Source organism: Pseudomonas sp. D2002, from assembly GCF_013385735.1.
Classification (GTDB): domain Bacteria; phylum Pseudomonadota; class Gammaproteobacteria; order Pseudomonadales; family Pseudomonadaceae; genus Aquipseudomonas.
Genome location: NZ_JACAPL010000013.1, coordinates 37,506 through 48,042, shown reverse-complemented (window position 1 = coordinate 48,042; position 10,537 = coordinate 37,506). Strand labels below are relative to the sequence as shown.

The 10,537-nt window shown below is 60.9% G+C and carries 8 protein-coding genes; 2 read left to right on the top strand and 6 right to left on the bottom strand.

Annotation, left to right across the window (positions count from 1 at the left end):
- Positions 1-15 precede the first annotated feature (15 nt).
- Both HX783_RS23550 and HX783_RS23545 read right to left on the bottom strand, forming a co-directional pair.
- A complete protein-coding gene (locus HX783_RS23550; protein ID WP_177018420.1) occupies positions 16-1,623 on the bottom strand; it encodes a carboxyl transferase domain-containing protein in 1,608 nt (535 codons plus the stop codon).
- Positions 1,624-1,635: 12 nt separating this feature from the next.
- Positions 1,636-2,799 (bottom strand): isovaleryl-CoA dehydrogenase, encoded by a 1,164-nt coding sequence (locus tag HX783_RS23545; RefSeq protein ID WP_177018419.1) that lies wholly within the window; start codon positions 2,797-2,799, stop codon positions 1,636-1,638.
- A 148-nt stretch (positions 2,800-2,947) separates the two neighbouring features.
- Here HX783_RS23545 and HX783_RS23540 point away from each other — a divergent pair, with 148 nt between their 5' ends.
- On the top strand, positions 2,948-4,585 hold the full coding sequence (locus HX783_RS23540) for an AMP-binding protein (protein WP_177018418.1): 1,638 nt from the start codon (positions 2,948-2,950) through the stop codon (positions 4,583-4,585).
- A 591-nt stretch (positions 4,586-5,176) separates the two neighbouring features.
- Here HX783_RS23540 and HX783_RS23535 read toward each other — a convergent pair.
- The 3 genes from HX783_RS23535 to HX783_RS23525 all read right to left on the bottom strand — a co-directional run bounded on the left by HX783_RS23535 (position 5,177) and on the right by HX783_RS23525 (position 7,530).
- Complete coding sequence (locus tag HX783_RS23535) at positions 5,177-6,076, bottom strand: hydroxymethylglutaryl-CoA lyase (protein ID WP_177018417.1); 900 nt, start codon at positions 6,074-6,076, stop codon at positions 5,177-5,179.
- 16 nt (positions 6,077-6,092) lie between these two features.
- Positions 6,093-6,485: a MerR family DNA-binding transcriptional regulator gene (locus tag HX783_RS23530; RefSeq protein ID WP_177018416.1), complete on the bottom strand. Its 393-nt coding sequence runs from the start codon at positions 6,483-6,485 to the stop codon at positions 6,093-6,095.
- Positions 6,486-6,594: 109 nt separating this feature from the next.
- Positions 6,595-7,530 (bottom strand): LysR family transcriptional regulator, encoded by a 936-nt coding sequence (locus tag HX783_RS23525; protein ID WP_017136514.1) that lies wholly within the window; start codon positions 7,528-7,530, stop codon positions 6,595-6,597.
- 151 nt (positions 7,531-7,681) lie between these two features.
- Between HX783_RS23525 and HX783_RS23520 the strand changes: the two genes are divergently transcribed.
- On the top strand, positions 7,682-8,911 hold the full coding sequence (locus HX783_RS23520; RefSeq protein WP_159957708.1) for an acyl-CoA dehydrogenase: 1,230 nt from the start codon (positions 7,682-7,684) through the stop codon (positions 8,909-8,911).
- A 131-nt stretch (positions 8,912-9,042) separates the two neighbouring features.
- Here HX783_RS23520 and HX783_RS23515 read toward each other — a convergent pair whose 3' ends face one another.
- Positions 9,043-10,371 carry a substrate-binding domain-containing protein gene (locus HX783_RS23515; RefSeq protein ID WP_177018415.1) on the bottom strand — a complete coding sequence of 443 codons (1,329 nt, stop codon included), beginning with the start codon at positions 10,369-10,371 and terminating at the stop codon, positions 9,043-9,045.
- Positions 10,372-10,537 lie beyond the last annotated feature (166 nt).

The window sequence follows — 10,537 nt, the reverse complement described above, 5'->3', positions numbered from 1 at the left end:
GGGGTACGGCTCCATTTACATGCGGAACACGCCGAAGCGGCTCGGCTCGATGGGGGCATTCAGCGAAGCGGACAAGGCCAGGGCCAGCACCTCTCGGGTTTGCTGCGGGTCGATGACGCCGTCATCCCACAAGCGCGCGCTGGAGTAGTACGGGTGGCCCTGGGTTTCATACTGGTCGAGGATCGGCTGCTTGATCGCCGCTTCTTCCTCGGCGCGCAAGGCCGTGCCTGCGCGTTCGGCTTGTTCACGCTTGACCTGCACCAGCACGCCGGCCGCCTGTTCGGCGCCCATCACACCGATGCGCGCATTCGGCCACATCCACAAAAACCGTGGGTCGTAGGCACGCCCGCACATGCCGTAGTTGCCGGCACCAAAGCTGCCGCCAATGATCACGGTGAACTTCGGCACCTTGGCGCAAGCCACCGCCGTGACCAGCTTGGCGCCGTGCTTGGCAATGCCGCCGGCTTCGTACTTCTGGCCGACCATAAAACCGGTGATGTTCTGGAGAAACAACAGAGGAATCCCGCGCTGGCAGGCCAACTCGATAAAGTGCGCGCCTTTTTGCGCGGCTTCAGCGAAAAGAATGCCGTTGTTGGCCAGGATCGCAATCGGGTAGCCGTGCAGGTGGGCAAAACCACACACCAGCGTGGTGCCGAACAACGCCTTGAACTCATCGAATACCGAGCCGTCGACCAACCGCGCGATCACCTCGCGCACGTCGAACGGTTGCTTGGCGTCGGCCGGGATCACCCCGTAAAGCTCTGCGCTGCTGTACAGCGGCGCTACCGGCGTGCGTTGCAGCAGCTCGCCCTGTTTGCGCCAGTTGAGGTTGGCCACGCTGCGCCGGGCCAGGGCCAGGGCATGCTCGTCACTGTCGGCATAATGGTCGGCCACGCCGGAGATCTTGCAGTGCACGTCGGCGCCGCCGAGGTCTTCGGCGCTGACCACTTCGCCGGTCGCGGCTTTCACCAGCGGCGGGCCGGCGAGGAAGATGGTCGCCTGCTGGCGCACCATGATCGCTTCGTCGGCCATGGCCGGCACATAGGCACCGCCGGCGGTGCACGAGCCCATTACCACTGCAATCTGCGGGATACCTTGGGCGCTCATATTGGCTTGGTTGAAGAAGATCCGCCCGAAGTGCTCGCGGTCGGGAAACACTTCATCCTGACGCGGCAGGTTGGCGCCACCCGAATCGACCAGGTAGATGCACGGCAGGCGGTTCTGCTCGGCGATGGTCTGGGCGCGCAGGTGTTTTTTTACCGTGAGCGGGTAGTAGGAGCCGCCTTTGACGGTGGCGTCGTTGGCGACAATCATGCATTCGACGCCTTCGACTCGGCCGATTCCGGCAATCAACCCGGCCGCCGGCACGTCTTCGCCATACACCTGATACGCGGCCAGTTGGCTGAGCTCAAGGAACGGCGAACCGGGGTCGAGCAAGCGATTGATACGCTCGCGAGGCAGCAGTTTGCCACGCGAGGTGTGCCGCTCCTGGGCCTTGGCGCCGCCGCCTTGCTGCACGTGGGCGAGCAGGCTGTGCAGGGCGTCGACTTGTAGGCGCATCGCCGCGCTGTTGTCGGCAAATTCCGCCGAGCGTGGGTTGAGCTGGGTGTGCAAGGTGGCCATGGGCGCGCTCCTTCAGCGGGTTTCGTTGAAGAGTTCGCGACCGATCAGCATCCGCCGAATCTCACTGGTGCCGGCGCCGATTTCGTACAGCTTGGCATCACGCAACAGGCGGCCAGCAGGGAATTCGTTGATATAGCCGTTGCCGCCCAGAATCTGGATCGCGTCGAGGGCCATTTGTGTGGCGCGTTCGGAACTGAACAGGATCACCCCGGCCGCATCCTTGCGCGTGGTCTCGCCGCGCTCGCATGCCTGGGCCACCGCGTAGAGGTAGGCGCGGCAGGCGTTGAGTTGGGTGTACATGTCGGCGACCTTGCCCTGGATCAGCTGGAACTCGCCGATGCTCTGGCCGAACTGCTTGCGGTCGTGGATGTACGGCACGATCAGGTCCATGCACGCTTGCATGATGCCAATCGGGCCGCCGGCCAGTACTACGCGTTCGTAATCGAGACCGCTCATCAACACTTTGACGCCGCCATTGAGCGTGCCGAGGATGTTTTCTTCGGGCACTTCGACGTCATCGAAAAACAGCTCGCAGGTGTTGGAGCCGCGCATGCCCAGCTTGTCGAACTTGTTGCTGCGGCTGAAGCCTGTTGAGTCGCGCTCGACGATAAATGCGGTGATGCCGTGCGGGCCTTTTTCCAGGTCGGTCTTGGCGTAGATCACGTAGGTGTTGGCGTCAGGGCCGTTGGTGATCCAGGTCTTGCTGCCGTTGAGCACGTAATGATCGCCGCGTTTGTCGGCGCGCAGCTTCATCGACACCACGTCGGAGCCGGCATTCGGTTCGCTCATGGCGAGGGCACCGATGTGCTCGCCGCTGATCAGCTTGGGCAGGTACTTGAGCTTCTGTTCGTGGCTGCCGTTGCGGTTGATCTGGTTGACGCACAGGTTGGAGTGCGCGCCGTAAGACAAGCCCACCGAGGCGGACCCACGGCTGATTTCTTCGATGGCCACCACGTGGGCCAGGTAGCCCAGGCCGGCGCCGCCGTATTCTTCCGGCACTGTGATGCCGAGCAAGCCCATGTCACCGAACTTGCGCCACAGGTCGGCGGGGAACAGGTTGTCACTGTCGATTTGAGCCGCGCGGGGCGCGATTTCCTTGGCCACGAAGGACTGCACCTGGTCGCGCAGCATGTCGATGGTTTCGCCGAGGGCGAAGTTCAGGGACGGGTAACTCATGGACAGGCACCTTAATGTGAGCTTTGTTGTTGTGTGGATAGCGCCAGGGGAGGGCGCTCACCTTTACGTTAACGTAAACTTGCGTTACGGCGCTGTCAATCGTAGTTTACGTTTACGTCAACCTACAAAAAAGACAGCAGGGGTCGTTATGGATCAACCGAATCAGAGCTACAGCCGTGGCGCTCAGGACAAGACCTTGCTGGCCATGACCATCGGCCAGGCCTTCGATCACACGGTTGCGCAGCACGCCGATGGCGAAGCCTTGGTGGTGCGCCATCAGCAGCGTCGCTACACCTGGCGGCAACTGGCCGAAACGGTTGACCTGCACGCCCGTGCCTTCCTCGCCCTGGGCATGCAAACCGGCGACCGCCTGGGCATCTGGGCGCCCAATTGCGCCGAGTGGTGCATCAGCCAAATCGCCAGCGCCAAGCTGGGTGTGATTCTGGTCAATATCAACCCGGCCTATCGCAGCAGTGAACTGGACTACGTGCTCAAGCAATCCGGTTGCCAATGGCTGGTGTGTGCCGGGTCGTTCAAGGGCTCCGATTACCACGCCATGCTGCAAGAACTGCAACCCGACCTGCGCGCGATAATCAGCCTCGACCCCAGCCCGCCCCCAGGGTTTGTGCCCTGGCAGCAACTGGCAGCCCTCGGTGCAGGCGTCCCGCCCGAACAACTGCAAGCGCGCCAGGCCAGCCTGCACTTCGATCAAGCCGTCAACATTCAGTACACCTCCGGCACCACCGGCTTCCCCAAGGGCGCCACCCTCAGTCACCACAACATTCTCAATAACGGCTACATGGTCGGCGAAAGCCTGGGGCTTACCGCGCAGGACCGCCTGGTGATTCCGGTGCCGCTGTATCACTGCTTCGGCATGGTCATGGGCAACCTCGGCTGCATCACCCACGGCACCACCATGATTTACCCCAACGACGGCTTCGACCCGCTGCTGACCTTAAGCGCCGTCGCCGAGGAACGCGCCACCGGGCTGTATGGCGTGCCGACCATGTTTATCGCGCTGCTCGATCACCCACGCCGCGGCGAGTTCGACCTGGCGACCTTGCGCACCGGCATCATGGCCGGTGCCACTTGCCCCATCGAAGTCATGCGCCGGGTTATCAGCGAGCTGCACATGGGCGAAGTGCAGATCGCCTACGGCATGACCGAAACCAGCCCGGTGTCGCTGCAAACCGGCGCGAATGACGACCTTGAGCGCCGCGTCACCACCGTGGGCCGCACCCAGCCACAGCTGGAAAACAAGATCGTCGACACCGACGGCAACACGGTTGCACGCGGTGAGATCGGCGAACTGTGCACCCGTGGCTACAGCGTGATGCTCGGCTACTGGAATAACCCCGAAGGCACCCGCGACGCCATCGATGAGGCCGGCTGGATGCACACTGGCGACCTGGCGAGCATGGACGAGCACGGTTACGTGTGCATCGCCGGGCGCAACAAGGACATGATTATTCGCGGCGGCGAAAACGTGTACCCGCGCGAGCTGGAAGAGTTTTTCTTTACCCACCCGGCGGTGGCGGATGTGCAAATTATCGGCATCCCGGATGAGCGTTACGGTGAAGAGATCGTCGCCTGGATCAAGTTTCACCCCGGCCATGTGGCCAACGCGCTGGAGCTGCAAACCTGGTGCAAGGGCCGCATTGCGCACTTCAAGACGCCCAAGCATTTCAAGTTCGTGGATGAATTCCCGATGACGGTGACGGGCAAGATCCAGAAGTTTCGCATGCGCGAGATGTCGATCGAGGAGCTGAAAACCCAGTCCAACTAACAACCCAAAAAACATGTGGGAGCAGGCAAGCCAGCTCCCACATAGGTAAATGGCAGAAAGCACAAAGGGGACCCGAAGGTCCCCTTTAATTTGTCGTTGCGTGCTCTTTTTTTATTATTGAGGGGCGGTCTATTGTTGTTTTTGGCAACCGTTACCCTTTACCGCTGTTTTGGGTGACCCCCATCCGGGGTCAAGAGCAAACGTATTTTTTTGAGCGCTGATCTGCTTCTTCGTTATCGATCCAACCAGTGGGTAGCTACCTGAGGTAGTTTTATTTTTCTCTAACCGGTTGCGGGTTTCGGCATGCCGTACCCTGCGAAGCACATCTTCTCCAAAAAAATCTGTTAGCTGCGTCTCTGCCGTGTTGTTTTTGTTATGTCAGAGTCGTTTCGTCTTATTTTTATTAGGTTTGGCGCTTTTTATTCTTGTTATGCAATAGAGATAGCAGAAGGCGTGCCAACTTTTAAAAGTCCTTTAAAATCAATGGTTTGATTTTTTGATGGGCAGTGGCATAGGGCAAATCGGGCAAAATATGTTCCCGTGTTACTCGTTAAGTAGGCGTGCGGTAACACATTGTCACAGCAATGCTACTCAACCGGCGTTACGCGCCTTGGCCACCCGCGAGCCGCTGGGTCGGCCGAGCACCTGGCTGATTTGCTCGCCCGCGCGAATCAACGCGTCCAGGTCGATACCGGTTTCAATCCCCAGGCCATTGAGCAGGTACACCACATCTTCGGTGGCAACGTTACCGCTGGCGCCCTTGGCATAAGGGCAGCCGCCGAGGCCCGCGATAGAGCTGTCGAACGCATTGATGCCTTCGAGCAGGCTGGCGTAGATATTCGCGATTGCCTGGCCGTAAGTGTCATGGAAGTGACCCGCCAGCTTGTCCCGCGGCACCTGCGCGCCGACCACCTCGAACAGCCGCCGCGTGGCGCCCGCCGTGCCGGTGCCGATGGTGTCGCCCAGGGACACCTCATAGCAGCCCATCGCATACAGTTCACGCGCGACCGCCGCGACCTGTTGCGGGGCGATGTCACCTTCGTAAGGGCAACCCAACACACACGATACATAGCCGCGCACGCTGACGCCGTGTTGTTTGGCCGCCGCCATGATCGGCGCAAAGCGCTCCAGGCTTTCGTTGATGGAACAGTTGATATTGCGCTGGGAAAACGCCTCGGAGGCGGCCGCAAACACCGCGACTTCCTTCACGCCGGCGGCCAAGGCATCTTCAAAACCACGCACGTTCGGCGCCAGTGCACCGTAGGTGACGCCGGGCTTGCGCTGTATCTGCGCAAATACATCGGCGGAGCCGGCCATCTGCGGCACCCACTTGGGCGACACAAAGCTGCCGACTTCGATATAGCTCAAACCTGCGTGGGTCAGGGCATCCACCAACTGGACCTTATCGGCAACGCTGATCGGCCGGGCTTCGTTTTGCAAACCGTCGCGCGGGCCGACTTCGACCAGGCGTACGTGTGAGGGAAGGGACATGATGGCTACCTTGTGGTTATTGGCCAACCTGGTTGATGGTCTGCGCCAGGGCCTGGGTGCAGCGCTCTTCGGCGGTGTCCAGCTCCAGCTTCATCTGTTCGATATCCAGCAGTTGTTGCTCAAGCTGCTCGCGGCGCTCGGCGATCTTGGCAAGCATGCTGTTGAGTTGGATGTGGTTGCCACTGCTGGGGTCGTAGAGTTCGATCAATTCGCGACACTCGGCCAGGGAGAAGCCGATACGTTTGCCCCGCAGGATCAGCTTGAGACTGACCTTGTCCCGCGCCGAATAAATACGCTCCTGGCCCCGGCGCTCCGGGGCCAGCAGGCCTTGTTCTTCGTAGAAGCGAATGGCGCGGGTGGTGATGTCGAGCTCGCGGGCGAGGTCGGAAATGCCGTAGGTCGTGCTCATGGGGGCGCTCAAGAAGGTCTTGGCGCTAAGCTAATGGCAGGTTGACGTAAACGTCAAGGGCCGCTGCGCAGCCCATCGGGGGCGAGCCCCCTCCCACACACAGTTCAGGTCAGGCCTGCTTGCCATCCAGCTTCTTTTCGTGCGCGGTGACTTGCTGGCACAGCTCGATCATCTGCTCACGCATCCAGCGGTTGGCCGGGTCCTGGTCGGTGCTTTCGTGCCAGTACAGGTGGGTTTCTACCGGTGGCACATCGTTGACCGGCAGGTTGAACCAGTGCAGCTCATGGCGGCGGGCGAAGCGTTCGGGCACGGTCATCACCATGTCGGTCTGCTGCAACACTTGCGAGGCCATCAAGTAATGCTGGGAGCGCAGGGCGATCTTGCGCTGGATGCCCATTTTGCCCAAGGCCAGGTCAACGTGGCCCAAACCGTTGCGACGGCTGGAGATATGGATATGCGTCAGCGACAGGTAGTCATCCAGCGTGAACTTGTCCTTGCCCGCCATCGGATGGCCCTTGCGCATGGCACACACGTAGCGGTCTTCCATCAGCTTGACGTGACGTACTTGCGGGTCGGTGTTGAGCGGCGCATCCACGGCAAAATCCAGGCGCCCGGCAGCCAGTTCCTTGGTGGTTTCTCGCCGCTTGGACAGGAAACTCTCAATCACCACCGTCGGCGCCAGGCGGCGCAGGCGCTGGAACAGCAGCGGCAAAATCACCGCCTCGGTGAGGTCGGTCATGCTGATGCGATAGGTCTTGGCCGCTTGTTGCGGGTTGAAAATCCGGCTTTCCTGCACCGACACCCGCAGCAACGACAACGCGTTGCGCACCGGGCCGATGATGTTCTGCGCCATCGGCGTGGGCACCATGCCCTGGGCGGTGCGCACGAACAGCGGGTCGTTGAAGGTTTCGCGCAAGCGCGCCAACGCGTTGGACACTGCCGGCTGGGTGATGCCGACGATCTGCCCGGCGCGGGTCAGGTTGGCTTCGGTGTAGATCGCGTCGAAGACAATAAAGAGGTTGAGGTCGACCTTGCTCAAATTCATTTCGTTGCGCTCTTATTGTTAGGTGTTCATACGCCGATCATATATCGGTGATGAATGTTAATACACGCCGAGAATAGGCTAGGTAAATTATCAACGCTGTTCTAGCATCGATTGCATGACCTAAACAACCTCTCAGAGAAGGGAGCTGCTCATGGATTTCGCCTATTCGCCCAAGGTTCAGGAACTGCGTGAACGCGTCACCGCGTTCATGGACGCTTACGTTTACCCGGCCGAGCCGGTGTTCGAACGCCAGGTCAATGAAGGCGACCGCTGGCAGCCCACCGCTATCATGGAGGAGTTGAAAGCTAAGGCTAAGGCCGAAGGCCTGTGGAACCTGTTCCTGCCCGAATCCGAATTGGGCGCCGGCCTGACCAACCTCGAATACGCGCCGCTGGCCGAAATCATGGGCCGCTCGCTGCTGGGCCCGGAGCCGTTCAACTGCTCCGCCCCCGACACCGGCAATATGGAAGTGCTGGTGCGCTACGCCAATGAAGAGCAGAAACAACGCTGGCTCGAACCGCTGCTGCGCGGCGAGATTCGTTCGGCGTTCGCCATGACTGAACCGGACGTGGCCTCCTCAGACGCCACCAACATGGCCGCCCGCGCCGAGCGCCAGGGCGATGAATGGGTGATCAACGGCAAGAAATGGTGGACCTCCGGCGCCTGCGACCCGCGCTGCAAAATCCTGATCTTCATGGGCCTGAGCAACCCGGATGCGCCGCGTCACCAGCAGCACTCGATGATTCTGGTGCCGGTGGATGCTCCCGGCGTGAAAATCGTGCGCCCGCTGCCGGTATTCGGCTACGACGACGCGCCCCACGGCCATGCCGAAGTGCTGTTCGACAATGTGCGCGTGCCCTACGAAAACGTGCTGCTGGGTGAAGGCCGTGGCTTTGAAATTGCCCAGGGCCGCCTTGGCCCAGGCCGTATCCACCACTGCATGCGTTCCATCGGCATGGCCGAGCGCGCGCTGGAACTGATGTGCAAACGCTCCGTCAGCCGCACCGCATTCGGCAAGCCGTTGGCACGTTTGGGCGGCAATATCGACAAAATCGCCGACTCACGGATGGAGATCGACATGGCCCGCCTGCTGACCTTGAAGGCGGCGTACATGATGGACACCGTCGGGAACAAGGTCGCAAAAAGCGAAATCGCCCAGATCAAGGTGGTGGCGCCGAACGTAGCACTGAAGGTAATCGACCGCGCGATCCAGATTCACGGTGGCGCCGGGGTGTCCAACGACTTCCCGCTGGCCTACATGTACGCCATGCAACGCACCTTGCGCCTGGCGGATGGCCCGGATGAAGTGCACCGCGCGGCAATCGGCAAGTTCGAGATTGGTAAATATGTGCCTAAAGAACTGATGCGCAGCGGGCAATAAGACCGAGTCGCCTGCATTCGCGAGCAAGCCCGCTCCCACATTTTGACCGCATTCTACATTTGGAATAGGGTCAAAGGTGGGAGCGGGCTTGCTCGCGAAGAGGCCAGCCGGAACACCACAAAACCCTCAGGTCAGTACACCCAAACCTCCACCCGCCGATTCTTGATCCGCCCCTCATCCGCCGTATTCGCCGCCACCGGCATCTGCGCGCCAAACCCGCGAATATCGCGCAGCACCACGCCGCTTTTAACCAACTCGCGCCGCACCGCCATGGCCCGCAACTTCGACAGCAACGCCGCCCGCTGCGGATCATCCTTGGCATCACCAAACCCCACCAGCGTCACCTGCTTGTCGAGCTTTGCGTGGCTGCGGATATACGCCACCACCCGCTGCAAATCCTGGCGGGCCTTATTGTCCAGGCTGGCGCTGCCTTCCTCGAAGCGAAAATTCACCGTTAAACGCTGGGCGTCACGCGCAATGGCTTGATAGTCCTCGGGCATTGAGGCGCGTGGCTCCACGCCGATCGCTTGCACTTGCTGGGCAATAAAACCATTGGCCGCCACAATCGCCTGGCCCTTGCTGCTCTGGGTAAAGTCCACCAACGCCTTGGCCCAGGGGTTGCGCGCCGAAGGTGGCAGGTAGAAATACAAACGGCGTGACAGCGGGTAATCCTCGGTGGCGATCAGGCTGGTCACCGGCAACATAGGCTGCGAATCGCCGTCGACAATCGCCACTGCCTTGGCCTGGCGCACCGACGGCAGGCCGATAAACCCAATGCCTTGCGGGTCATGGCTGACCGCATCAGACAAGGCTTCGCTGGACTCGAAACGCTGGGCAGAACTTGCAAGGGGCTTGCCGCGCGGGCGCAGCACCAGTTCCTTGAAGGTGTCATAGGTGCCGGACTGGTCATCGCGCGCATATAAATGAATGGCGCCACCACGGCCGCCGAGTGCTTCCCAGGTGCTGACCTCGCCGTTGAAGACGTGTGCCAACTGCTCGGTATTCAGCGTGTTCAGTGGGTTGCTCGGGTTGAGGATGATGGCCAGGCCGTCGATGGCGATGACTTGTTCGGCTTCGGGGCTTTTCAGGTCGCCGAGGGGTTCGAGGTCAACCAGTTCGCTGTCCTTGATCGGGCGGGACGATGCGGCCAGGTCGGCGCTGCCTTTTTTCAGCGCCGTAAACCCGGTGCTGGAACCGTGGGCGGCCACCTCGATGATCACCGGTTTGCCCTGGCGCGTCTTGCCGACCACACGCTGTTCATTGGCGCCGTCGCCCGGCTCGCTGTGCACCGCCTGCAAGCCCTGGTGTTCCATCAGCCCTTTGACCAGCGCCGGGCCAAGCGCCGCGCCAATGGTGTTGGAACCCTGGATGCGCAATGCAGGGTCTTGGTCGGGGATGGGCAGGGGTGCCGCCACAGCGCAGAGGGGCAGGATTAACAGGAACAGAACGCGCAGCATCATGCCGGCACCTTCTTAAGCCAAAGGGGGTGCCGGGAGATTAAGTCAGGCAGGTTGCATAAATATGAATGGCACACCGCTGAGCAAAATGTGGGAGCGGGCTTGCTCGCGAAAGCGGTGTATCAGTCAGAGGTTAATTGCCTGACACTGCGCTTTCGCGAGCAAGTCG